At 67.3% G+C, this 21,442-nt stretch carries 29 protein-coding genes; 22 read left to right on the top strand and 7 right to left on the bottom strand.

Translation table 11 applies throughout. From position 1 onward, the window contains the following. The first annotated feature begins 63 nt into the window (after positions 1-63). The gene (locus tag GQS65_RS09380; RefSeq protein WP_158204347.1) at positions 64-336 is read left to right on the top strand and encodes a hypothetical protein; all 273 of its coding nucleotides are present in this window, start codon (positions 64-66) and stop codon (positions 334-336) included. Between the two features lies 1 nt (position 337). Here the strand turns inward: GQS65_RS09380 and GQS65_RS09375 are convergent, their stop codons facing one another. Continuing rightward, the gene (locus GQS65_RS09375) at positions 338-526 is read right to left on the bottom strand and encodes a DUF7470 family protein (protein ID WP_158204346.1); all 189 of its coding nucleotides are present in this window, start codon (positions 524-526) and stop codon (positions 338-340) included. 294 nt (positions 527-820) lie between these two features. Here GQS65_RS09375 and eif1A point away from each other — a divergent pair, with 294 nt between their 5' ends. From eif1A to trpS, 4 genes are all read left to right on the top strand, one after another. Beyond that, entirely contained in the window at positions 821-1,105 is a 285-nt protein-coding gene (gene eif1A / locus GQS65_RS09370) for a translation initiation factor eIF-1A (RefSeq protein ID WP_158204345.1), read from the top strand. 4 nt (positions 1,106-1,109) lie between these two features. After that, entirely contained in the window at positions 1,110-1,664 is a 555-nt protein-coding gene (locus tag GQS65_RS09365) for a nucleotidyltransferase domain-containing protein (protein WP_158204344.1), read from the top strand. Beyond that, positions 1,661-2,530, top strand: coding sequence for a serine/threonine-protein kinase Rio1 (rio1, locus tag GQS65_RS09360; RefSeq protein ID WP_158204343.1), 870 nt, complete (start codon positions 1,661-1,663; stop codon positions 2,528-2,530). The genes GQS65_RS09365 and rio1 overlap by 4 nt, the downstream gene beginning before the upstream one ends. Positions 2,531-2,797: 267 nt before the next feature. Continuing rightward, positions 2,798-3,997, top strand: coding sequence for a tryptophan--tRNA ligase (gene trpS / locus GQS65_RS09355; RefSeq protein ID WP_158204342.1), 1,200 nt, complete (start codon positions 2,798-2,800; stop codon positions 3,995-3,997). A gap of 12 nt (positions 3,998-4,009) precedes the next feature. Here the strand turns inward: trpS and GQS65_RS09350 are convergent, their stop codons facing one another. Beyond that, entirely contained in the window at positions 4,010-4,183 is a 174-nt protein-coding gene (locus GQS65_RS09350) for a hypothetical protein (RefSeq protein WP_158204341.1), read from the bottom strand. Positions 4,184-4,274: 91 nt separating this feature from the next. On the opposite strand from GQS65_RS09350, the gene GQS65_RS09345 reads away from it, so the two are divergent. The 3 genes from GQS65_RS09345 to paaK all read left to right on the top strand — a co-directional run bounded on the left by GQS65_RS09345 (position 4,275) and on the right by paaK (position 6,830). Continuing rightward, positions 4,275-4,808: a GNAT family N-acetyltransferase gene (locus GQS65_RS09345; RefSeq protein WP_158204340.1), complete on the top strand. Its 534-nt coding sequence runs from the start codon at positions 4,275-4,277 to the stop codon at positions 4,806-4,808. 95 nt (positions 4,809-4,903) lie between these two features. Next, a complete protein-coding gene (locus GQS65_RS09340) occupies positions 4,904-5,452 on the top strand; it encodes a KH domain-containing protein (protein WP_158204339.1) in 549 nt (182 codons plus the stop codon). Positions 5,453-5,543: 91 nt separating this feature from the next. Continuing rightward, positions 5,544-6,830 carry a phenylacetate--CoA ligase PaaK gene (gene paaK / locus GQS65_RS09335; protein ID WP_158204338.1) on the top strand — a complete coding sequence of 429 codons (1,287 nt, stop codon included), beginning with the start codon at positions 5,544-5,546 and terminating at the stop codon, positions 6,828-6,830. A 95-nt stretch (positions 6,831-6,925) separates the two neighbouring features. On the opposite strand, the gene GQS65_RS09330 is transcribed toward paaK, so the two are convergent. Next, on the bottom strand, positions 6,926-7,240 hold the full coding sequence (locus tag GQS65_RS09330) for a hypothetical protein (protein WP_158204337.1): 315 nt from the start codon (positions 7,238-7,240) through the stop codon (positions 6,926-6,928). A gap of 147 nt (positions 7,241-7,387) precedes the next feature. On the opposite strand from GQS65_RS09330, the gene GQS65_RS09325 reads away from it, so the two are divergent. From GQS65_RS09325 to GQS65_RS09305, 5 genes are all read left to right on the top strand, one after another. Next, positions 7,388-7,867 (top strand): MaoC/PaaZ C-terminal domain-containing protein, encoded by a 480-nt coding sequence (locus tag GQS65_RS09325; protein WP_158204336.1) that lies wholly within the window; start codon positions 7,388-7,390, stop codon positions 7,865-7,867. Positions 7,868-8,031: 164 nt separating this feature from the next. Further along, a complete protein-coding gene (locus tag GQS65_RS09320) occupies positions 8,032-8,607 on the top strand; it encodes a hypothetical protein (protein WP_158204335.1) in 576 nt (191 codons plus the stop codon). A 2-nt stretch (positions 8,608-8,609) separates the two neighbouring features. Next, on the top strand, positions 8,610-8,876 hold the full coding sequence (locus GQS65_RS09315; protein WP_158204334.1) for a hypothetical protein: 267 nt from the start codon (positions 8,610-8,612) through the stop codon (positions 8,874-8,876). Further along, on the top strand, positions 8,863-9,669 hold the full coding sequence (locus tag GQS65_RS09310) for a hypothetical protein (protein ID WP_158204333.1): 807 nt from the start codon (positions 8,863-8,865) through the stop codon (positions 9,667-9,669). The genes GQS65_RS09315 and GQS65_RS09310 overlap by 14 nt, the downstream gene beginning before the upstream one ends. 1 nt (position 9,670) lies before the next feature. Further along, entirely contained in the window at positions 9,671-10,492 is an 822-nt protein-coding gene (locus GQS65_RS09305; RefSeq protein ID WP_158204332.1) for a hypothetical protein, read from the top strand. Positions 10,493-10,509: 17 nt separating this feature from the next. Here the strand turns inward: GQS65_RS09305 and GQS65_RS09300 are convergent, their stop codons facing one another. Next, entirely contained in the window at positions 10,510-11,145 is a 636-nt protein-coding gene (locus GQS65_RS09300) for a helix-turn-helix domain-containing protein (protein WP_158204331.1), read from the bottom strand. A 116-nt stretch (positions 11,146-11,261) separates the two neighbouring features. On the opposite strand from GQS65_RS09300, the gene paaA reads away from it, so the two are divergent. The 7 genes from paaA to GQS65_RS09270 all read left to right on the top strand — a co-directional run bounded on the left by paaA (position 11,262) and on the right by GQS65_RS09270 (position 16,627). Beyond that, positions 11,262-12,191, top strand: a complete 930-nt coding sequence (gene paaA, locus GQS65_RS09295; RefSeq protein ID WP_158204656.1) for a 1,2-phenylacetyl-CoA epoxidase subunit PaaA — start codon at positions 11,262-11,264, stop codon at positions 12,189-12,191. 2 nt (positions 12,192-12,193) lie between these two features. Beyond that, positions 12,194-12,529, top strand: coding sequence for a 1,2-phenylacetyl-CoA epoxidase subunit PaaB (gene paaB / locus GQS65_RS09290; protein ID WP_158204330.1), 336 nt, complete (start codon positions 12,194-12,196; stop codon positions 12,527-12,529). After that, the gene (gene paaC / locus GQS65_RS09285; RefSeq protein WP_158204329.1) at positions 12,529-13,368 is read left to right on the top strand and encodes a 1,2-phenylacetyl-CoA epoxidase subunit PaaC; all 840 of its coding nucleotides are present in this window, start codon (positions 12,529-12,531) and stop codon (positions 13,366-13,368) included. Before paaB ends, paaC begins: the two co-directional genes overlap by 1 nt. 3 nt (positions 13,369-13,371) lie before the next feature. Then, positions 13,372-13,836 carry a 1,2-phenylacetyl-CoA epoxidase subunit PaaD gene (gene paaD / locus GQS65_RS09280; protein ID WP_158204328.1) on the top strand — a complete coding sequence of 155 codons (465 nt, stop codon included), beginning with the start codon at positions 13,372-13,374 and terminating at the stop codon, positions 13,834-13,836. Next, a complete protein-coding gene (gene paaE / locus GQS65_RS21375; RefSeq protein ID WP_199268432.1) occupies positions 13,833-14,000 on the top strand; it encodes a 1,2-phenylacetyl-CoA epoxidase subunit PaaE in 168 nt (55 codons plus the stop codon). The genes paaD and paaE overlap by 4 nt, the downstream gene beginning before the upstream one ends. Positions 14,001-14,210: 210 nt before the next feature. After that, on the top strand, positions 14,211-15,881 hold the full coding sequence (thsA, locus tag GQS65_RS09275; protein ID WP_158204655.1) for a thermosome subunit alpha: 1,671 nt from the start codon (positions 14,211-14,213) through the stop codon (positions 15,879-15,881). 545 nt (positions 15,882-16,426) lie between these two features. Continuing rightward, positions 16,427-16,627: an ArsR family transcriptional regulator gene (locus GQS65_RS09270; protein WP_158204327.1), complete on the top strand. Its 201-nt coding sequence runs from the start codon at positions 16,427-16,429 to the stop codon at positions 16,625-16,627. A gap of 4 nt (positions 16,628-16,631) precedes the next feature. Here the strand turns inward: GQS65_RS09270 and GQS65_RS09265 are convergent, their stop codons facing one another. Together GQS65_RS09265 and lrp are read right to left on the bottom strand one after the other, a co-directional pair. Further along, a complete protein-coding gene (locus tag GQS65_RS09265; RefSeq protein WP_158204326.1) occupies positions 16,632-17,240 on the bottom strand; it encodes an HD domain-containing protein in 609 nt (202 codons plus the stop codon). Positions 17,241-17,595: 355 nt separating this feature from the next. Further along, complete coding sequence (gene lrp / locus GQS65_RS09260; protein ID WP_158204325.1) at positions 17,596-18,051, bottom strand: HTH-type transcriptional regulator Lrp; 456 nt, start codon at positions 18,049-18,051, stop codon at positions 17,596-17,598. A gap of 127 nt (positions 18,052-18,178) precedes the next feature. Between lrp and glnA the strand changes: the two genes are divergently transcribed. Then, entirely contained in the window at positions 18,179-19,555 is a 1,377-nt protein-coding gene (gene glnA / locus GQS65_RS09255; RefSeq protein ID WP_158204324.1) for a type I glutamate--ammonia ligase, read from the top strand. 224 nt (positions 19,556-19,779) lie between these two features. Next, complete coding sequence (locus GQS65_RS09250) at positions 19,780-20,184, top strand: hypothetical protein (protein WP_158204323.1); 405 nt, start codon at positions 19,780-19,782, stop codon at positions 20,182-20,184. Here the strand turns inward: GQS65_RS09250 and GQS65_RS09245 are convergent. Beyond that, complete coding sequence (locus tag GQS65_RS09245; protein WP_368280009.1) at positions 20,094-21,413, bottom strand: YhjD/YihY/BrkB family envelope integrity protein; 1,320 nt, start codon at positions 21,411-21,413, stop codon at positions 20,094-20,096. The genes GQS65_RS09250 and GQS65_RS09245 overlap by 91 nt on opposite strands. Positions 21,414-21,442 lie beyond the last annotated feature (29 nt).

The raw sequence follows: 21,442 nt of genomic DNA, 5'->3' as shown, positions 1-21,442 counted from the left end.
CACTCGCACGACTGACACGACTGTCACGTGGTTTCATATATCGGTTCCTCCCTATTGGTTGATATGGTCCCACTCCAAGCGGACATCGGTGCGATATTCCTGGTCGTCATCCTCGTCTACCTCGCCATCGCGGCGGCGGGGACGTACTGGGTGTACAACGATGCCACCAAACGCAACGCCGACAACGTCGGCGTCTGGACGGGCGTGACGTTCGTCGCGTTCCTCCTCGGCGGGTTCATCATCGGCGGCGGTGCGATGGTGCTGTACTACTTCGTCGGCCGGCCGGACACGACGACGTCCCCGCAGCACGGCAGCGTCGAAGAGGACTGGAACTGAGCTACAGCATCCCGTCCATCCCGAACGCCTTCATCATCGTTCCGAGGAGTCCGCGGGCGACGAGCAACAGCCCCGCGAGCACCAGCGCCATCCCGCCCGCGACGACGTAGCTCTCCAGCGCGATGAGCGCGATACCGCCGAGGAGCAGGAGAACCCCTGCGAACCCCGTCCTGCCGAGTTTGCCGAACATACCCGCCGGTCGGGGAGTGAGTTGATAAAAGGCCGCGATTGTGTGTCTCGACCGTCGCTTCAGCCCCCGTTACACACCGGGCCGTCGACCGGTGCGTACTCGTCCACGCCGACTCCTCGTCGACGGGGCGTCAGCCGAGCGACGGCAGGTCCGGGTGACGCCGAGGCCGTCGGTGACGTGGACCGCGACGGCACACGTGACGACCGACCGCACGCGCGGGTGTGACAGCCGTGGCGTGGACCCCGAACCGCGGTCGCTGCAAACTTTAACCGTCCGCTCTGCGAAACGCCCCCCATGAGCGACAGCGACAGCAGGAAGGACCTGCGCATGCCCGAGGGCGACGAGGTGTTCGCCGTCGTCACGGACATGCTCGGGGCCAACCGGGTGAAGGTCCGGTGCATGGACGGGGAGGAGCGTACCGCCCGCATCCCCGGCCGGATGCAGAAACGCATCTGGATACGCGAGGACGACGTCGTCCTCGTCGAGCCCTGGGACTGGCAGGAGGAGAAGGGCGACATCGCCTGGCGCTACGAGAAGCAGGACGCCGACCAGCTCCGCCGCGAGGGCCACATCCAGTGATGCGATGACTGCCCCGGTTCCCCACCGCGAGGCGCTGTTCGCGCTCTGTGACCGTCTCCCCGCCGACCTCCCGTGGGCGGTGACGGCCAGCGAGAACCTCGCGCTGCGTGGGTTCGACGTGTCGCCGGGCGACATCGACGTCGTCTCCGACGCCGAGGGCGTCTACCGCATCGAGGAACTGTGCTCCGAGTCGGTCGTCCGGGCGGTGGTCCCGCCCGAGGAGGCCGAAGCCGACCACATCCGCTCGCACTTCGGCGCGCTCTCGCTGTCGGGCACCGAAGTGGAACTGATGGGCGACGTCGAACACAGGGTCGGCGAGACGACGGAGTCGCCTCCGAAAGCCGGTGAGACCGGCGGTGGCGAGTGGGTCGCGGACCCACCCGTGGCCGAGGCCCGCGAGTTCCTCACCGTCGCGGACCGCGAGGTGCCCGTGATGCCCCTCGACGTGGAGGCCGCCGGCTACCGTGCTCGCGGCGAGACGGACCGCGCCCGGCGAATCGAGGCCCGAATCGCCGAGACACCGGTCGACGACGGCGACGCCGTGGGGGCCCGGCGATGACCGACGCCGAGGAGTTCGGCCTGCTCGACGTGGACAACGTCGAGGGGTTCGGCGACGAGTGGGAGGAGGTCGACGTGAGCGACACCGAGGCCGACCGTATCGCTCGCAAGCGTGACCGAGAGTTCTTGGAGTTCCGCAAGCGCATCAAGAACTCCGAGCGCCTGAAGGTCGACGACTCGGTGTTCGACGACGCCACCTACGCCGCCATCTACAAACTCGTCCAGGACGGCTACATCGAGGCCTTCGGCGGACCAATCTCGACGGGCAAGGAGGCGGCCGTCTACAACGCCCTCGGGGCCGACGAGACCACCGTCGCCGTCAAGGTGTACGCCATCTCCGCGAGCGACTTCAAGCAGATGCGCGACTACCTCGACGGCGACCCCCGCTTCGAGGGCATCGGCAACGACAAACGGAAGGTCGTGATGGCGTGGGTCCGCAAGGAGTTCGCCAACCTCAAGCGCGCGAAGGAGGCCGGCGTCCGCGTCCCCGACCCCATCGCCGTCGAGCGCAACGTCCTCGTCATGGAGTTCGTCGGGAGCGAGGAGGGTCAGCGTGGCCACCGCCTCGCCGAAGTCGACATCGAGAACCCACAGACCGCCTACGAGGTGGTCCGGGAGTACACCCGTCGCCTCTACGACGCCGGCCTCGTCCACGGCGACCTGAGCGAGTACAACATCGTCGTCCACGACGGCGAACTCGTCGTCATCGACCTCGGGCAGGCCGTGACGGTCCACCACCCCAACTCGCGGGACTTCCTCGAACGCGACTGCCGGAACGTGGCGAACTTCTTCGCCCGCCAGGGTGTCGACACCTCCGGCGAGCAGTTGCTGGCGTACGTCACGAGCGAGGCCGACCCCGACCCGTAGTCCGACGGCTCCCGTCCCCTCTCGTTGCATCTCGTCTCGCCACTCTCCGACCCACTCCGGTCGCCCGGACAGCGACACGCTTTTTCGACTCCGCGGTCTCCGTTCGACCATGCACGGTGTCCGCTGGCACTGGCACGCCCCCTCGCCAGCGGACAGTCCCGTCGTCGTCCCCGCCGCGGCCTAACCCGGTCGGACGCACGCCGGGCGCTCACTCGCTGTTCTCCGACGCTCGCTCGCCCACGACCGACCGGTACTCTCAGCATCCAGATGCACGACGACACCAACACGACCGACGCACGGCCGACCGACCAGTCCGCGGACCCTTCGACCACCGAGCCCCCCGACGAGTACGACCGTCTCGTCGGTGAGTTCGGGGCCGACCCGCTGACCGACGACCAGCGCGACCGGTTCCCGGACGCGCCGCCGCTGATTCGTCGCGGGCGCGCCTACGCGGGGCGTGACCTCGACCGGTTTCTCGCCGCCGCCGAGGCGGGGGAGCGCGTCTCCGTCGTCACCGGCGTCGGTCCCTCCGGCCCGATGCATCTCGGCCACGTCGTCGCGTTCTCGCTGGCACGGTACCTGCAGGCGTCGTTCGACGCGCACGTCCTCGTCCCGCTGAGCGACGACGAGAAGTACTGCACCCGCGAGCAGACGCTCGCCGAGACACGCGCGTACACCCGCGAGAACCTCCGGGACGTGCTCGGGTTCGGCTTCGACCCCGACCTGACGACCGTCGTCGTCGACACCGCCGACGCCGACGTGCTCTACCCGCTGGCGACGGCGCTGGCGAAGGACGTGACCCCCGCGACCTACGAGGCCGTCTACGGCGCGGCCGAGAACGTCGGCGCGTCGTTCTACCCGGCGATGCAGGCCGCCCACCTCCTGCTCCCGCAGTTCGTCGACGGCCCCCACCCGACCACCGTCCCCATCGCCGTCGACCAGGACCCGCACGTCCGCCTCGCTCGCGATTTAGCCGCCAAAGAGCGCTTCCCGGTCACCAAGCCCGGTGCGCTGCTGGCGAAGTTCCTCCCCGCGCTGTCGGGGCCGGGGAAGATGAACTCCTCCGACGACGCGCCCCGAATCGACCTCACGGCCGACCGCGAGACGGTCCGCGAGGTACTGATGGAACACGCCTACTCCGGCGGCCGGGACAGCCTCGACGCCCACCGCGAACACGGCGGCGACCCCGCGGTGGACGTCGCCTTCCAGTACCTCCGGGCGGTCTTCGAACCGGACGACAGTGTGTTGGGACGACTGGACCGAGAGTACCGCTCGGGCGAGTTGCTGACGGGCGAACTCAAAGACCACGCCGTCGACCGTATCGCCACGTTTCTGGAGGCCCACCAGTCACGCCGCCCGAGCGACGACGCACTCGACGACGCGCTCGAACCGTACCGACTGACCGACGCCGAACGCGAACGAGCGCTCGCGGCGGTCGGACTCGGCCCCGGCGTGCGACCGGTCTGAAGCGACTCCGACTCAGGCCGTCTGCCCCGTCCGCGCTCGGAACAGGAACGCCGAGGAGAAGACGAGGACGCCCGCGAGGACCGGATACGTCAGCGTCGGTGGGTCGAGCGTGTACCGCAACGTCGCCGCGGTGACGAAGTAGGCGACGCCGCAGGCGATTCCTCGGAGGGCGATTTCGGAGACCATACCGTAGCCGACACGACACGCACGGATAGCTGTTGACCGGTCGACGACCCCGACCGGAAACGCTGAAACCGCTACTCCGAGAACGACCGCCATGACCGACTGGTCCACGACCGAACCGCGTCCCCTGCCCGCCGACGTCACCGTCCGCGAGGCCACGGTCGACGACGTCACGGCCATCCGTCGCATCGCCAGCGCCGGGTGGCACGCCGCCTACGACGACTTCCTCGACGAGGCGACCGTCGAGCGCGTCCTCGACCGGTGGTACGCCCCCGAGTCCGTCGCCCGAGCGGTCCGGAGCGACGACGTGGTCTACTTCGTCGCCGAGTCGGGAGGCGAGGTGGTCGGTTACGTCTCCGGGACGGTCCGCTCCGAGCGCTACGGAAGCGGGTCGTCGTTCTACGTCACGCCCGAGCGGTGGAGCGAGGGCATCGGGAGCGCGCTGTTCGAGCGCCTGCTCGACGCGTTGCGCGAGGCTGGTGTCGAGCGCGTCGAGTTCGAAGTGCTCGCGGCCAACGAGCACGCACGTGCGTTCTACGAGTCACGTGGGTTCGAGGTGGTCGGGGAGTCGGAAGACGACCTGTTCGGCGAGGTCCACCCCGTCGTGGTCTACGCCCGCGACGTGTGACCGAGCGGCCGCCGCCGCCTCGGCTCGGCCGTCTCCGGGTGTGACGCGTCCACGTGCCGAGGAACGCTTAAACCGCTCCACGAGTTAGCACGCCCATGCAACACGTGACGATTCCGCAGGACCGCATCGGCGTCCTCATCGGCGAGGGCGGGGAGACGATGCGTGAGATCGAGTCCCGTGCGGAGGTCCGTCTCGACATCGACTCCGAGACGGGGTCGGTCGCCGTCGAGAAGGTCGGCGACCCGCTGACGGGTCTCAAAGCGCCCGACATCGTCCGGGCCATCGGTCGCGGCTTCCGCCCCGAAGACGCTCTCTCGCTGCTTGAGGACGACATGCGGATGCTCGAACTGGTCGACCTGGACGCCGCCACGCGCAACAAGAACGACCTCCGTCGACAGAAGGGGCGGATCATCGGCGAGGACGGCCGGACCCGTCAGCTGATGGAGGAACTGTCGGGCGCGAGCGTCGTCGTCTACGGGTCGACGGTGGGACTCATCGGCGGTCCCGAGCAGGTCCGGACCGCTCGCTCGGCCATCGAGATGATACTCGACGGCGCACCCCACGGTGCGGTGTACTCGTTCCTCGAACGCCGCCGCTCGGAGCTGAACGAGGGCGACCTGAACTACCACGAGTTCCCCGGCTGAGACCGCCGGCCCCAGTCGGGCGCGCTCCGCGCGTCGGCCGCCGGATGACAGCTTCCCGCACACTTTTCGCACGGCGCGACGACGGGCCGCCATGGTCTGGAACGACATCGAGACGACCAACCGAGACGCGCTGACCGACCTCCAGGACCAGCGCCTTCGCAAGCAGGTCTCGTCCGTCTACGAGAACGTCCCGTTCTACCGCGAGCAGTTCGACGAGGCGGGCATCTCGCCGAGTGACGTCGACGGCGTCGAGGACCTCTCGCGGCTACCGTTCACGACGAAAGAGGACCTGCGGGACCACTACCCGGAGGGCCTGTTCGCCGTCGGCGACGACGAACTGCGCTGTCTGCACGCCTCCTCGGGGACGACGGGGAAACCGAAGGTGGTCGGCTACACGCGCAAGGACCTCGACACGTGGCGTGAGGTGATGGCTCGCTCGCTCACCGCCGCGGGCGTCACCGAGGGGAGTCGTGTCCAGAACGCCTACGGCTACGGCCTGTTCACGGGCGGTCTCGGCGTCCACCACGGCTGTGACGAACTCGGCGCGACGGTCATCCCCATCGGCGGCGGCCAGACGAAACGTCAACTGGAGTTCCTCGCGGACCTCGGCAGCGAGACGCTGACCTGCACGCCCTCCTACGCGCTCTACCTCGCCGAGCAGGCCGACGAGATGGGTATCGACCTCAGGTCGCTCCCGCTCTCGACGGTCATCTTCGGGGCCGAACCCTGCACGGACCCGATGCGCGAGGCCATCGAGGAACGACTGGACGTGACCGGGGTCGACATCTACGGCCTCTCGGAGGTCATCGGCCCCGGCGTCTCCATCGAGTGTGCGGAGGCACAGGACGGCCTGCACGTCTGGGAGGACCACTTCTACCCCGAGGTCATCGACCCCGAGACGGGTGACGTGCTCCCCGACGGCGAGGAGGGCGAACTCGTCTTCACGACGCTCACGAAACAGGGGATGCCCGTCGTCAGGTATCGAACCGGCGACATGACGACGCTCACACGCGGGGAGTGTGACTGCGGGCGAACGACGGTCAGGATGGACAACGTCACCGGCCGGACCGACGACCTACTCATCGTGAGGGGCGTCAACCTCTACCCGTCAGAAATCGAGGCGACGGTCCTCGAAATCGAGGGGCTCGCGCCCCAGTACCGCATCGACCTCTACCGCGAGAACGAACTCGACGAGATTCACATCACGCTGGAGGAGTCGCCGACCTACGGCGGGGACGCCACCGACCTGCGCGAGGAGGCCCGCTCGCGGCTGGACGCACAGCTCTCGTTTTCACCGGACGAGGTCGACGTCCGCGAACCGGGCGGCATCGAACGCCAGGAGACGGGGAAGGTCCAGCGCGTCTGGGACCATCGGTAGACTTCGCTTCGCTCGTCTACCTCGGTCCCCCTCGCTCACTGGGTTCGCTCGCGGGACCATCGCTGCACTCCCTTCAGTCGCTTCGACCCGAGAACTCAGACCGTCCCGAACAGCCCGCCTCGTGCGAACGCCATTCCCCACAGGACGCCAAGCACCGCGGCGAGAACGTTGAGTCCGATGACGCCGTACCCGATGCGCTCGTGGCGTACTCGCACCGCACCGTAGCCGACTCCGACGCCAACGAGGCCGACGACGAGCGGCGCGAGCAGCCCCAGGAGGACTCCGGGACTGAACCCGAGGTTGACCACCGTCCAGAGAACGTGGTCGACGAACAGCGCCACCCCGGCCGTGACGACGCCCGTCACGGCGTAGAAGGTGGCCGACGCCGAGTCCGATTCGCTGCTAGTCATGTTCGACGGCTGGACGGTAGTGTAATAAATGCACTCACCCAGCGGCGGACCAGTCGTTCCGCCCGCTCGTTACGTCTCGGGACGCCGCGATTCGGTTGTCACTCTCTCCCACGATAGCTTCTTGCCGTCGCCTTCGGAGTGAGAGGTATGCCGTACAGCTACGAGCCACACTACTTCGAGGAGATCGAGGAGGGGATGACGTTCACGAGTGCCGGTCGGACCATCACGGAATCGGACTTCGTGATGCACTCGATGTTCACGGGCGACTGGACGGAACTCCACACGAACAAGGAGTACTCCGACGACGGCCCCTACGGTGCCCGTATCTCACAGGGACCGATGACGTTCATCGTTGCGACGGGCCTGTTCCAGCGAACGGGCATCGTCGAGCGCACCGTCTTCGCGTTCCTCGGGATGAACTACATGGACCTGAAGAACCCCGTCTTCATCGGCGACACGCTGCAGGCGGAGTTCGAGTGTACGGGCAAGAAAGAACCCTCCTCGCGTGACGACGCCGGTATCGTCACCATCGACACCCACGTCCACAACCAGGACGACGAGGAGGTGTTCGCGGGTGACATGAAGTTCATGTGGCGGAAACGGAGTCACTACGGCGAGGACGCGTAACCGTCCTCGCGTGGACGGACGACCGCTCTCCCCGTCGGTCCGTCGCTTCCTTCGACCTCCCGTTCTCGTGATAGTCCCGACAGCGAGGCACTCACGCCCCGCTTTCGCATTGCTGGGCAAGCCGTGTACATATCAATCGCCGCCGAGTCCGCGACACTGTTATCATGGATGAGACGGCCGTGTTGCTAGCAGACGGCGGGTCGAGCGACGAGAACGAGGAACAGGACGAAGAGACTGCCGAGGAGTCCGAGGGGGGCGACGAGAACCAGCGGCTGGAGGACATGTCCGCCGACGGTGTCGCAAACGAAGACGAGGGGACCGAGGTGCTGTTCCTCGACCTGAAGGGACTCGACCTCAACCTGCTGGGCCTCGACGTCACGCTCAGTGAACTGGTTCTGGACGTCTCCGCAGTCGAGGGCGACGGGAACCTCCTCGGTAACCTCCTGTCGGCGGTCACGGGGCTGCTCGACGGCGGTCTGGGATCGCTGCTCGACGGTCTCGCGCTGGACTTCGACATCGGCGAGAGGGTCAGGTCGGCGTTCGAGAGCGTCAAGGAGAACCTCGGCGACGCTATCGACGACATGCCCATCGGCGAGATTCTCACGCAGGTGCTCACGGGCGTCATCACGCAGCTGCTCGGTCTCGACGACCTGATGGACGACAGCGACGAGGAGTCCGGGGACAGTGACGAGGACGACGAGGGTGACAGTGACGAGGGAAACGAGGAGAGCGAGGAGTAGGGATGAGTGACCAGTCGCTCACCGACCGTATCGACGTCGTCGAACTCCTCCAGGGACTCGACTACGGGGAACTGTTCGAGGGGACGTCGCTCGAGTCGTTCGCCACCGGCGAGGGCGACGACGACCTCGACGGCGGTGTCGGCGAGACCGTCGGTGCACGGCTCGGCGAACTGCTCGGTGGGTTGCTCGGTGCGCTCCTCGGTCGGACCATCGGGACGACGGTGTTGAAGCAACTGCTGAACGTCGGAGGCAGTGATGACGGGGAGTAGTTCGAGTTCGCTGGGCGACGCCATCGCGGGCAAGGTCGAAGAGCGACTGACCGACGCCGACGTCGCCGCGCAGGTCGGCCGGACCATCGGTTCCCGTGCCGGACGGCGTATCGGCGCACAGGTCGGGGCCGCCGCCGAAGGAGCGCTCCGCGACGGCGTCGACGAGGGCCTCTCCCTCCGCGACCTCCTCCAGTCGGTCGTCGCCGCCATCAGGTCGGCCATCACGGACCTGCTCTCCGACACGGAGGCGCTCAGTTCACTGGCACAGGACCTCAAGAAGGTCGGCACCGAGGAAGCCGTCCAGCAGGTCCTCGGCGACGGGTCGAGCACCGCGGACGACGCGTCCGAGGCCGCTTCGGACGCCGCAGACGGGGCGTCGGACGCTGCCGAAGCCGCCTCGGACGCTGCCGAAGAGACTGCTTCGGAGGCGGCCGACGAGGCCGAGGACACCGCGTCCGACGCCTCCGAGGCCGCTTCGAGCGTGACCGACGACGACGCGTCGGCAGCGGACGACGCCGAGGCCGAGGGTGAGGAGGAGACGCCCGACGAGGACGCCGAGACGGAGGCCGACGAAGCCGACAGCGGTGGGAGTCTGCCCGAGGGGGCCGGCGACCTGCGCGAGGAGACGCTCCGTGAACTCCTCGACGTGATGTCCTACCGCGAACTCCAGTCGGTCGCCAAGGAGACCGACGTGAAGGCGAACCTCTCGCGCGAGGAGATGACCGACGAGATCGTCGAATCGCTGGGCGAGGAGGGCGACGAGTCCGACGAATCCACGGACGACGAGGAGTGAGATGAGCGAAGAGCGGGACGTCGAGACGCGTCTCGACGCGGTGCTCGCGGACGCGAGAGACGCACTCGAAGCGGCGGCCGACGACGGCGAGGTGAGCGCGACGCCGACGCTCCGTGCGGTCGCCAGTGCCGCGTCCACCATCGTCGAGGACGCCGACTCCGAGACGCTGTTGGACGCGGTCGACCTCGGCGGCGAGGACGGCTACGACACCATCGTGACGGCGCTCTCGGAGGGCGACGAGGAGCACGTCCGCGAGCTCAGACAGCTCCTCCGACTCTCGAAACTCGCCGACTCGTGGGACGACCCGGACGCCGACGAGCGCCGCCGTGAACTCCCGGCGCTCTTCGGTCTCGACGCCACGACCGACGACGAGGCCGACGAGACGGGATCCGACGAGGCGACGGCCGACGACGAGTCGGACACGGACGACGCCGAGAGCGGTGTGGCCGACGACATCGTCGAGACGGTCGTCGAGCGGTTCACAGCCGAGGGAGACGGTGCGGACACCGGCGACGACGCCCCGGACGCGGACGAGGAGACCACCGCGGGGACGGACGACGCCGAGGGAGCGAGCGCCGGCACCTCGCTCCGTTCGCAGGTCGAAGACGCCGTCGACCGACTCCGTGAGGGGGTCGGGGAGGAGGCCGACGAGGCCGACGAGGACGACGAACGAAAGACCGACGAGGACGAGACGACGGACAGCGGCGGGTCGTCGGGTCGTCTCTCGACGATACCGAAGCGAGGTCGGAACCCGTCACATCTCTCGACGATACCGGAGGGAGAGTCCGCGACGCGGTTCTCGACGATGCCGAAGCGCCGCTGAACCGGCCTCGTCTCCCGTCACCCGAACAGTTGAGCGTAGAGCGAGCGCTGGCCTCGGCGCAGGCGTTCGAGGAACGCCGACTTCCCGATACCCAACTCGCGGGCCACCTCGCTCGCGTCCGCACCGCGCGGTACGTCGAAGTACCCCATCCGCTGGGCGGCCCGGAGCGCCTCCTCCTGCCGTGAGGTGAGGTTCCACCGCTGGGCGACCGGCCGGTCCTCCTCGGCTCCGAGCGGATGGACCCGTTCGAGTCGGACACCGACCGTCTCGCCGGCGCGGTTCATCACGCCCTCTAACACGTCGTAGCCGACCACCGCGCCGGTGAACCGGGCGTCGCCGCCGCGGTAGGAGAGCGACTCGACGACGAATCCCTCGCTGACGAGTTCGTGGACGACACAGGGGTGTTTCGAGAGACAGCGGTAGGTCGCCCGGCCGTCGGTGCGCGCGCGATGGAGGTAGCGAATCCGGTCGTCCTCGTCCAGTGCCCGCGCGAGTCGCTCGTCGTCGGGCGCACCGAAGTGGAGGAGGGTGTTGCCGTCCGCACGGAGCTGTGGCGGGTTCGCGTCGATAGTGACGCCCACGCGCGAGGCCTCGGCCAGCGGGCAGTCGTCGCCCGAGACGGCGAACTCGACGACGAGGCACTCCGCTATCATCCGTTCGCGCCTCCACGCGTCACGTCCGAATCACGAGTCGCCGTAGCACGCTGTACATATAAAACCCGTCTATGTGCGGGTAACAGTCTATGCAGGACCGTTACAAACACTGCTACATGGACATCGAGGAGGTCAAACAGCGCGCCGGCCCGCGGGAGTTCGGGCCGACCGACGACATGCCCGAGGAGTACCGCAAGGCGGCCACGCGGATGATTCAGTTCCACGCCAACTCCGAGATCATGGGTGCGTACATCGAGCGCCCGTTCATCCGGCAGGCCCCCTCGCTCGACCGAAAGCTGGCGGTGTCGGCACAGGTCCAAGACGAGATCGGTCACGGCCAGTTGCTCTACCGGGCCGCGGAGAACCTCGGCATCAAGACCCGCGAGCAGATGCTCGACGAACTCGCCAACGGGGAGGGGAAGTTCCTCAACTGCTTTCACTACCCGCTGGACGACTGGTACGAACTGCCGATGATCATGTTCTTCGTCGACGGCGCGGCGATGCGCCGACAGGCGACCCTCAAGCGCACCTCGTGGGAGCCGTACGCCCACGCCATCGACAAGATCTGCTTCGAGGAGGGCTTTCACATCAAACACGGCGAGTCCATCCTCGCCGAACTCGCCAGCGGGACCCGCCGGGACCAGGAGCGCCTCCAGGAGGCGTTCGACAAGTGGTGGCCGCGTATCCTCCAGTTCTTCGGACCGACCGACGATCAGTCGACGCACAGCGACTTCTCCTCGGCGGTGGGGCTGAAGACGATGGGCAACGACGCGCTCCGCACCGCGTTCCTCAACGTCTACCTCCCGAAGGCCGAGAAGTACGGCCTGGAGATTCCCGACACGCCCGCGGTGACGTTCAACGAGGACACCCAGCGCTACGAGGTCGAAGAGGACGACCTCGACTGGGACGAGTTCATGCAGATCGCTCGGAACCAGTACCCGCAGGGCAAGGGCCAGATAGACAAGCGCCACCGGACCCAGGAGGCCGTCGAGTGGGTGCGTGACGCCATCGAGAACCCCGGCGCGGGTAGCGCCGCCGCGGACTGACCATGATATTCGAAGTCTTCCGACAGGAACAGCGCAAGGACTACCACGTCCACGTGGGCAACGTCCACGCTCCGGACCGCGAGATGGCCCGGATGTACGCGCAGGTGATGCACGCCCGACGCAAGCCCGCCCACTCGCTGTGGGTCGTCCCGAAAGAGGAGATCGCGGAGGTCGACTCCGACGACGAGGGCGTCTCGATGGGCGGCCTCACCCAGAAGGAGTACCGCTGGGCGACGAACTACAACACCGACGAGACGTTCGCCGAGGAGATCGAGGCGTCCCAGCGCGAACAGGAGGAGGCCGAGCGCGGCCGCGAGGAAGCGGAGGCCAACGACTGATGGCGTCCGCACGACTCGGTGCGCCCGGTGACCTCTCCGAGCGCGAACGTGAGGCGGTCGAGGCGCTGCTCTACCAGCTCGCCGACGACGAGTTCGTGGTGGCCGACCGCTACACCGACTGGCAGTGCCAGGGACCCACTCTCGAAGCCGACATCGCTATCGCCAACATCGCACAGGACGAACTCGGGCACGCCCGCCTCTGGTACGACCTGCTCCAGGACTTCGGCTACGAGGAGACCGAACTCATCTGGGAGCGTGAGGCCGAGGAGTTCCGCCACGCCACGCTCTGTGAGCAGTCGTTCGAGTCGGGCGACTGGGCGGACGCCGTCGTCCGGTCGTACTTCTACGACGTCGCGGAGTTCCTCCAGGTGGAGGCGCTCGCGGAGACGTCCTACCCCCGCATCGCCGACCGCATCGAGAAGGTGAACGGTGAGGAGCACTACCACCGCGAGCACGCCCAGAACTGGCTCGAACGGCTCTGTGAGGACGCCGAGGGGACACGCCGCGTGCAGGCGGCCGTCGACGACCTCTACCCGTACGCGCTGACGCTGTTCGAACCCACGGCGAAGGAGGACGACATCGTCGAGTTGGGCATCCGCCCGACGCCGCTCGCGCAGTTGCGCGAGGAGTGGTACGACCTGACCGGCGCGTTCCTCGACGGTCTCGGCGTCTCCGTGCCCGACCGCGAGGCGCTCGACGACCTGGTCGCCGAGGAGACCGGCCGCGACGGGAGCCACACCGACGACTGGCAGCGTCAGTACAACGAACTCACCTACACGTACCGGATGCTCGACCGCACCGAGGCCCGCCGCCTGATGGCGGACCCCGACGAGGTCTAACTCATGTCCGACACCCCCGAACCACCGACGGACGCCCAATCGATTCCGGACCCGACCGACGGGCCGCAGTACTGCGCGTACACGGACTACCGCTCGGGTGAGGTGCCCGAGGACGCCGTGGTCCCGAAGAACGGCGCGGACAGCGAGGGCCACGAACGCGCGGTGTGGGACGCGCTGTTCGAGGTCGAGGACCCCGAGATGCCCGTCTCGGTGGTCGACCTGGGGCTCATCTACGATGTGGCGGTGACCGAGGACGACGCCGGAACGCACGCCGAGGTGACGATGACGCTCACTTACACTGGCTGTCCGGCCCGCGACATGCTCCTCGACGACGTCCGGGAGGCGGCCGCCTCACCCGACGGTGTCGACGACGCGTCGGTCGAACTCGTCTGGTCGCCGGTCTGGTCCGTCGAGTTCGTCTCGGAGGCCGGCCGCGAGGACCTGCGGGAGTTCGGGGTGTCGATATGAGACGCCTCGACCCATCGGTGTCGGCCGGCGACGACGACGACCCCGCTGCCTGTCCGTACTGCGACGGGACGAACACCGAGCGCGAACACCCGAAGGGCCCCTCGCTCTGTCGGTCCATCCACTTCTGTAACGACTGCCAGGAGCCGTTCGAGGCCGTCGGCTGACCGAACCGACTACCTTCCTCTCCCGTCCGGCCGTTCCTCCTCACCGCACTCCACGCCGAATCGTCCGGCCGCCCTCGATGCCTACTTAAACTCGACTGTGCCAACAGTTCACAGTGGCGACACGCGCCTCGAGTGCCACGGTTTCTCTCGCACGGTGCGTCAGTTTTATATAGAATCGCAAACAACGCCTGGATGACTATGGCTCAGCAGATGGGTAACCAGCCCCTCATCGTACTCAGCGAGGACAGTCAGCGCACCTCCGGGCGTGACGCCCAGTCGATGAACATCACCGCCGGGAAGGCCGTCGCCGAGGCCGTCCGGACCACACTCGGGCCGAAAGGGATGGACAAGATGCTCGTCGACAACTCGGGCAACGTCGTCGTCACGAACGACGGCGTCACCATCCTGAAGGAGATGGACATCGAGCACCCGGCGGCGAACATGATCGTCGAGGTCGCCGAGACCCAGGAGGACGAGGTCGGTGACGGGACGACGACCTCGGTCGTCATCGCCGGCGAACTGCTCGCCAAGGCGGAGGACCTGCTCGAACAGGACATCCACGCGACCATCCTCGCACAGGGCTACCGCCAGGCCGCCGCGAAGGCCAAGGAGGTCCTCGAGGACATGGCCATCGAGGTCACCGCCGAGGACACCGAACAGCTCGAACAGATCGCCGCGACGGCGATGACGGGCAAGGGTGCGGAGAACGCGAAGGACACCCTCTCGACGCTCGTCGTCAAGGCCGTCCAGACGGTCGCCGACGACGACGGCATCGACACGGACAACGTCAAGGTCGAGACCGCAGTCGGCGGCAGCGTCGCCGAGTCCGAACTCGTCGAGGGCGTCATCGTCAACAAGGAGCGCGTCCACGACAACATGCCGTACTTCGCCGAAGACGCCAACGTCGCGCTCCTCGACACCGCACTCGAGGTCAAGGAGACCGAAATCGACGCGGAGATCAACGTCACCGACCCCGACCAGCTCCAGCAGTTCCTCGACCAGGAGGAGAAACAGCTGAAGGAGATGGTCGACCACCTCAAGGACGTCGGCGCCGACGTCGTCTTCTGCCAGAAGGGCATCGACGACATGGCCCAGCACTACCTCGCACAGGAGGGCATCATCGCCGTCCGCCGTGCGAAGAAGTCCGACATGAAGCGCCTCGCCCGAGCGACGGGCGGTCGCGTCGTCTCCAACGTCGACGACATCACCGAGGACGACCTCGGCTTCGCCGGCAGCGTCGCCGAGAAGGACATCGGCGGTGACACCCGCATCTTCGTCGAAGACGTCGAGGAGGCGAAGTCCGTCACGCTCATCCTGCGCGGCGGCACCGAGCACGTCGTCGACGAAGTCGAGCGTGCCATCGAGGACTCGCTCGGCGTCGTCCGCGTCACGCTCGAAGACGGGCAGGTGCTGCCCGGCGGCGGTGCCCCCGAGACGGAACTCGCCCTCGAACTGCGCGACTACGCCGACACCGTCGGCGGCCGCGAACAGCTGGCCATCGAGGCGTTCGCCGACGCCATCGACGTCATTCCGCGCACCCTCGCCGAGAACGCCGGCCTCGACCCGATCGACTCGCTCGTCGAACTCCGTAGCGAGCACTCCAACGGCAACCAGCCCTACGGGCTGGACGCCTACACGGGCGACGTCGTGGACATGGAGGCCGACGGCGTCGTCGAACCGCTCCGCGTGAAGACGCAGGCCGTCGAGAGCGCCACCGAGGCCGCCGTGATGATCCTCCGCATCGACGACGTCATCGCTGCGGGCGACCTCAAGGGCGGCGGCACCGACGACGGCGACGACGACGAGATGCCACCCGGCGGCGGTATGGGCGGTGGCATGGGCGGCATGGGCGGTATGGGCGGCATGGGCGGCGCGATGTGAAAATCGGGAACGATTTTCACGTAGACAGCCGGGCTCCGCTCGGTACGCCGATGTAACCCACGTTTTGCTGCGCTGACGAGAGCGAAGTTCTCGTCCGTCAGCCAGAACCGCACTGCGGTTCTGGCTGACACTCTCTCTCGGCCTGACGGCCGTTCGTTCCCTGGCAAAACCTGGACCAAAATCGCCGTTCGCTCCCGTCGAACTGCCTCCGGCAGTTCGGTGGTCGCTCACGGCGGACCCTCGCACCTCCGGCGTTCGGGGTCCGCCAACTGCCTATCGTTCGCACCGTCTCACGGACGCTTCTTCGTGTCTCACCTCGACAGCCACGGCGACGCTGACCCGGTCGGCGACCGCGGTGAAACCTCGCCATTACGACCGACGACGGCCGGTTTCCTCCGCGACCCGTCTCGCCGATAATCGTCGCCGTACGAGCACCGGTTGCCTCGAAACATTCGTTTCGCTGTCAGTTACTAAACGCTCGGTCCCCCAACCGTCGGGGCATGCCCACTCCGGTCGGGTTCTTACTCTATGGGACGAGAGGTAGCGTGGAGCGCAGGGCCCTGCTGTCGGCGCTCGCCGACGGTTCGTCCGGGGTCGACCGCCTCGTCTCGGCTACCGACCTCTCACCGGCGACCGTCGAGCGTCATCTCGTGACGCTCCGCGCCAACGGGTTCGTCGAACCGCTCGCCGGTATCGCCGGCGGGCAGTACGGCCTCACAGACGGCGTCGACCGCGAGCGCTGGTGACCCCCTACCGGTCGCCCGACAACTCCGCCTCGAACTGCTCGACGAACTCCTCCACGACGGCGTGGCGTTCGGCGGCGAGTTCTCGCCCGGGGTCGGTGTACATCCGGTCGCGCAACGACGAAATCTTCCCACGGAGGTGGGCCAACTGCCCGCCCGAGCGTGGGTCGTCGCTGCCGTGCATCGGTTCGCCGAGCGCTCCGCCGTGGGCGAACGTGCGGCCGATGCCGACCGCCCCCATCGCGTCGAGGTTGTCGGCGTCACAGAGCAGTTCGGCTTCGACGGTCTCCGGTTCGACGCTCGCCGAGTAGCGGTGAGCGCGGACGCAGTGGACGACGCGCTCGACGGTCGCCCCGTCGGCGAGGTCCGCCAGCAGGTCGGGGACCTGCTCGGCGGCCCACACGGCGTGGTCGTCGACGTCACCCCGTGCTTCGCGTTCGCGGCCGACGTCGTGGCAGTAGACGCTCGCGTGGAGGACGTCGCGGTCCACCGTTTCTGTGTGGTCGTCGGCCAGTCGGGTGGCGAGTCGGTCGACGCGTTCGACGTGGTGCCAGTCGTGGGCGGGCGCGGCGTCGGCGAAGAACGGCTGGGCCCGTTCACGGAGGGTCGAGAGCATACTCTCAGCGGTGCGGTGAGAGAGAAAGCCGTTCCGTTCTCGGCAGGGGGCGGCCCGTGTGTGGGTCGTGGTCGGACCCGTCGCGCTGGACGTGATGCTCGTCGTCGTCGGCGTCGTGGGGCTGTGACTGGGGGCGACGCTGTTCGTCGACCACGCCGCTCGCCTCGCCCGACGGGTCGACCAGCGACCTCGTCGTCGGCCTGGTCGTCCTCTCGAGGGCCGCCGCTCGCGCTCTGGTCGGGGCGACAGTCGACACGGGGAGAAGGGGCGGTCGTCGTGCTCGCGGTTGCGGTCCGCTGGGTGCTGGACGCGCTGTGAGACGGTCGGCCGCAGGCGTGGAGACGACGACGGGCGACTACTCGATGTCGAGCGGGAACTGCTCGTGTTCGGAGACGGTGTTGAGCACGACGCTCGTGTTCGACTCCTTGACGTTGGCGTCGTGGAGCAGTTCCTTGATCTGGCGGTTCATGTCGTCGGTGTCGCGGAACTTGCCGATGGCGACGATGTCGTGGTCACCGGTGACCTCGTACACCGAGACCATCTGCTTGGCGTCGCGGAGAACCTCGGTGACTTCGGTGATGGCGTTGCCCTCCACCTTCAACTGGACCACCGCCGTCACGTCGTAGCCCAGTGCGTCGTAGTCGACGATGGGGGCGTACCCCTCGATGACGCCGCTCGACTCGAGGTCCTTGAGGTGATTGGACACCGTCGTCACGGAGACGCCGAGCTCTTCGGCCAGACTACGCAGGCTCGCACGTCCGTCGGTGAGCAACGCGTTGACGAGCTTCTCGTCTAGGTTTTCGTACGTCATTACAATGAGGGTGCGCGTGGGGGGACTATAATTTTACGAATATCCATTTATCCAGCAGAGGTGGGAGAGTTGCATTGAACGGTACGACTTTATACGACAATAGTGTTGTAGGAGACGACTGACGAAGATGACGAATCCAAACGTTTCAGCAGATGGAGGATTGACGGCCGCGGCACAGGAAGTCGTCGACGAAATCGAAGCGAAGAACGTCGACTTCCTCAGGCTCCAGTTCACCGACATCCTCGGCACCGTGAAGAACGTCTCCGTCCCGGCGACACAGGCCGAGAAGGCGTTCACCGAGGGCATCTACTTCGACGGCTCGTCCATCGAGGGGTTCGTTCGCATCCAGGAGTCGGACATGCGCCTGACGCCCGACCCCGACACGTTCGCCATCCTCCCGTGGCGCGACCACGAGGACGGCACCGCGAGCGCCCGACTCATCTGTGACGTCGTCGACACCTCGACGGGCGAACCGTTCGCCGGCGACCCGCGTGGGGTCCTGAAACGCGCCCTCGACCGCGCCGCCGAACACGGCTTCACGGTCAACGCCGCGCCCGAACCGGAGTTCTTCCTGTTCGAACACGACGAGGACGGCCGCGCGACGACGAAGACCAACGACGCCGGCGGCTACTTCGACCTCGCCCCGAAGGACCTCGCCAGCGACGTCCGCCGTGACATCATCTACGGCCTCCAGCAGATGGACTTCGAGATCGAGGCCTCCCACCACGAGGTCGCCGAGGGCCAACACGAGATCAACTTCACGTACGACGACGCCCTCGCCACTGCCGACAACGTCGCCACCTTCCGGTCGGTCGTCCGCGCCATCGCGGCCCAGCACGACCTGCACGCGACGTTCATGCCCAAGCCCATCGCCAAGATCAACGGCTCGGGGATGCACACCCACATCTCGCTGTTCACCGAGGACGGCCAGAACGCGTTCCACGACGACGACGACGAGTTCAACCTGAGCGAGACGGCCAAGCAGTTCACCGCCGGCATGCTCGAACACGCCCCTGCGCTCGCCGCCGTCGCCAACCCGACGGTCAACAGCTACAAGCGCCTCGTCCCCGGCTACGAAGCCCCGGTCTACATCGCGTGGTCCGACCGCAACCGCTCGGCGCTCATCCGCAAACCGGCGGCCCGCGTCCCGGCCGCCTCCCGCGTCGAAGCCCGGTTCCCCGACCCGTCGTGTAACCCGTATCTCGCGTTCGCCGCACTCATCCACGCCGGTCTCGACGGCATCGAGAACGGACTGGAGTGTCCGGACCCCGTCCGCGAGAACATCTACGAGTTCGACGAACAGAAACGCGAGGAGTACGGCATCGAGACGCTCCCGACGAACCTCGGCGCGGCCATCGACGCCCTCGAAGCCGACGACGTCGTGATGGACGCCCTCGGCGAACACGTCGCCGGGAACTTCATCAAGGCCAAACGCCAGGAGTACGACGAGTTCCGCATCGACGTCTCCCAGTGGGAACTGGATCGGTACCTCGAGACGTTCTAAACGACCGTTTTCCGCCTCGGGTGCGCCTCCGGCGCACCACTCGGCGCAAACCCCTCGACGAAAAAGTGCCGCTCGCTCTCTTCGTTCGCTCGCGGAGAACCGCGCCTCCGGCGCGGACGTTCGCGTCACGAGTCTAACGGTCTCCGTCATCTGCTCCGGGAGCCACTGCCGAGGTTCAAATACCGACACGCGACCAGCCCCGCCATCGTCTGAACCGAGATCCGATGCGTCAAGGCGGTTGTGCGGCGTTACGCGTCGGGAACAGTGCCCACGACGCCGCCTGTTCGCCATCCGGGAGCCATCGCTCCGGCCGAGCGACCGATGCCCGTCGCGTCGATAGCGGCGCGTCGATGCTGAAGGGACTGACCGACGGGACCCTCGCGCTGTTGGGCCAGTACGGCTACCTCGTGCTGTTCCCGTTCGTCGTGCTGGAGTTCGCTCTCGCCCGTGCGGAGTCCTCACCGCTACCGGTCGCGCTTGCGGTCGTCGCCGTCGCTGGCGGGGTGGTCGTCTGGAAGACACGCGAGATGCGACTCGCTCAGTTCCGGAACGAGCGAACGCGGTCGAGGAGTTTTCCGGGCAGACCCAGCGCCCCGAACGTGACCCCGAGGACGACGAAGACGACGTAGAGGCCGAGCGTCGACAGCCAGACGACTATCATCGCGAGGACGGCCGCCCACGCGGCGTCCTGGAGGAAGAAGAACGCGCCGAGGGTCATCACCGTCCCGTAGAGCAACACGAGGTACGGTCCCCAGCCACGGGCCTTCCCGCGGCGGACGCGCTGGCGGACGTACTTCCGGAGGTCGGACTCCAGTTCGTCGCGGTGGACCGTCCGCTCCTCGATGCGCTCCTCGAACGAGCGGACCTCGCGGCGGAGGCGACGGACCTCGGCTTCGAGGTCGTCTTCGGCCATCTCGCTGGGTCGGCCGTACTCGTCGTCCGATGCGGTCGTGTCGTAGCTCGTCGTGTCTGATGTGTCTGCCATGAGGGAACGGTTGGTCTGGGTCCGCTGCGATGGGTCGGTGTCGAAGTCCTCGTCGGCGCTCACCCGGCCGGCGAGGACGGCGTTCAGTACGACGCCGGTGAGCACCACGAGTGCGCCGAAGTAGAGGAACGTCAGCAACAGCAGTGCGCCGGCGAGGACGCCGTACGCTTCGTAGCCCGTCGAGAACTCGGTGTAGAGTCGGAACCCCGTCTGGAGGGCGGTCCAGCCGACTGCGGCGAACGCGGCACCGGGGAGCGCCTCACGGACCGTGATGTCGGCGTTGGGGAGCACGTAGTAGAGCGGCAGGAACGTCACGGTCAGTCCGGCCAGCAGTGCGAGCGTCCCCAGCAGGCCGATGGCGCTGTAGCCGGCGACGACGAGGTCGAACGGCGACAGCGCGATGACTGTCCCGACGGCGACGGTGAAGACGACGCCGCCGCCGACGGCGAGCAGCGTGATGAACCCCCGTTTCAACTGCCCGACGATACCGTCGGGGAGCGCCGAGCGGTAGGCGATGGAGAACCCCACGTCCATCCCACGAAACAGCTTCAGCCCGCTCCACGTCAGCGTGATGAGTGCCACGATAGAGGCCCCCGTCTGTCCCTGGTCGTTGGTGAGGACGTCCGCGATACCGGTGCTGGCGGAGTCGTCACCGCCCGACGGCAGGTTCGACTCCGCCAGCTCGACGATGGCGTCCTCGAACCCCGCCCCGCCGACGACGTTTGCGACGACGAGCGCGAGCAACAGCAGCGGAATCAGCGAGATGAACGCGTAGTACGAGAGGCTCGCGGCGATGAAGGTGATGTTGTCGGACTGGATGCCACGAATCACCCCCTTCAGAATGTCGACGGAGCGGCGTGCGCTTCGACTCACGGCGACAGGGTTCGCGTGATGATTACATA

Origin of the sequence: Halomarina oriensis (assembly GCF_009791395.1) — an archaeon.
Taxonomy (GTDB): domain Archaea; phylum Halobacteriota; class Halobacteria; order Halobacteriales; family Haloarculaceae; genus Halomarina; species Halomarina oriensis.
This window is presented reverse-complemented; position numbering and strand designations above follow the sequence as displayed.

Coding starts and splice junctions, on each gene's coding strand:
- GQS65_RS09380 (WP_158204347.1), top strand. CDS start 64: ATGGTCCCACTCCAAGCGGACATCGGTGCGATATTCCTGGTCGTCATC.
- GQS65_RS09375 (WP_158204346.1), bottom strand. CDS start 526: ATGTTCGGCAAACTCGGCAGGACGGGGTTCGCAGGGGTTCTCCTGCTC.
- eif1A (WP_158204345.1), top strand. CDS start 821: ATGAGCGACAGCGACAGCAGGAAGGACCTGCGCATGCCCGAGGGCGAC.
- GQS65_RS09365 (WP_158204344.1), top strand. CDS start 1,110: ATGACTGCCCCGGTTCCCCACCGCGAGGCGCTGTTCGCGCTCTGTGAC.
- rio1 (WP_158204343.1), top strand. CDS start 1,661: ATGACCGACGCCGAGGAGTTCGGCCTGCTCGACGTGGACAACGTCGAG.
- trpS (WP_158204342.1), top strand. CDS start 2,798: ATGCACGACGACACCAACACGACCGACGCACGGCCGACCGACCAGTCC.
- GQS65_RS09350 (WP_158204341.1), bottom strand. CDS start 4,183: ATGGTCTCCGAAATCGCCCTCCGAGGAATCGCCTGCGGCGTCGCCTAC.
- GQS65_RS09345 (WP_158204340.1), top strand. CDS start 4,275: ATGACCGACTGGTCCACGACCGAACCGCGTCCCCTGCCCGCCGACGTC.
- GQS65_RS09340 (WP_158204339.1), top strand. CDS start 4,904: ATGCAACACGTGACGATTCCGCAGGACCGCATCGGCGTCCTCATCGGC.
- paaK (WP_158204338.1), top strand. CDS start 5,544: ATGGTCTGGAACGACATCGAGACGACCAACCGAGACGCGCTGACCGAC.
- GQS65_RS09330 (WP_158204337.1), bottom strand. CDS start 7,240: ATGACTAGCAGCGAATCGGACTCGGCGTCGGCCACCTTCTACGCCGTG.
- GQS65_RS09325 (WP_158204336.1), top strand. CDS start 7,388: ATGCCGTACAGCTACGAGCCACACTACTTCGAGGAGATCGAGGAGGGG.
- GQS65_RS09320 (WP_158204335.1), top strand. CDS start 8,032: ATGGATGAGACGGCCGTGTTGCTAGCAGACGGCGGGTCGAGCGACGAG.
- GQS65_RS09315 (WP_158204334.1), top strand. CDS start 8,610: ATGAGTGACCAGTCGCTCACCGACCGTATCGACGTCGTCGAACTCCTC.
- GQS65_RS09310 (WP_158204333.1), top strand. CDS start 8,863: ATGACGGGGAGTAGTTCGAGTTCGCTGGGCGACGCCATCGCGGGCAAG.
- GQS65_RS09305 (WP_158204332.1), top strand. CDS start 9,671: ATGAGCGAAGAGCGGGACGTCGAGACGCGTCTCGACGCGGTGCTCGCG.
- GQS65_RS09300 (WP_158204331.1), bottom strand. CDS start 11,145: ATGATAGCGGAGTGCCTCGTCGTCGAGTTCGCCGTCTCGGGCGACGAC.
- paaA (WP_158204656.1), top strand. CDS start 11,262: ATGGACATCGAGGAGGTCAAACAGCGCGCCGGCCCGCGGGAGTTCGGG.
- paaB (WP_158204330.1), top strand. CDS start 12,194: ATGATATTCGAAGTCTTCCGACAGGAACAGCGCAAGGACTACCACGTC.
- paaC (WP_158204329.1), top strand. CDS start 12,529: ATGGCGTCCGCACGACTCGGTGCGCCCGGTGACCTCTCCGAGCGCGAA.
- paaD (WP_158204328.1), top strand. CDS start 13,372: ATGTCCGACACCCCCGAACCACCGACGGACGCCCAATCGATTCCGGAC.
- paaE (WP_199268432.1), top strand. CDS start 13,833: ATGAGACGCCTCGACCCATCGGTGTCGGCCGGCGACGACGACGACCCC.
- thsA (WP_158204655.1), top strand. CDS start 14,211: ATGGGTAACCAGCCCCTCATCGTACTCAGCGAGGACAGTCAGCGCACC.
- GQS65_RS09265 (WP_158204326.1), bottom strand. CDS start 17,240: ATGCTCTCGACCCTCCGTGAACGGGCCCAGCCGTTCTTCGCCGACGCC.
- lrp (WP_158204325.1), bottom strand. CDS start 18,051: ATGACGTACGAAAACCTAGACGAGAAGCTCGTCAACGCGTTGCTCACC.
- glnA (WP_158204324.1), top strand. CDS start 18,179: ATGACGAATCCAAACGTTTCAGCAGATGGAGGATTGACGGCCGCGGCA.
- GQS65_RS09250 (WP_158204323.1), top strand. CDS start 19,780: ATGCGTCAAGGCGGTTGTGCGGCGTTACGCGTCGGGAACAGTGCCCAC.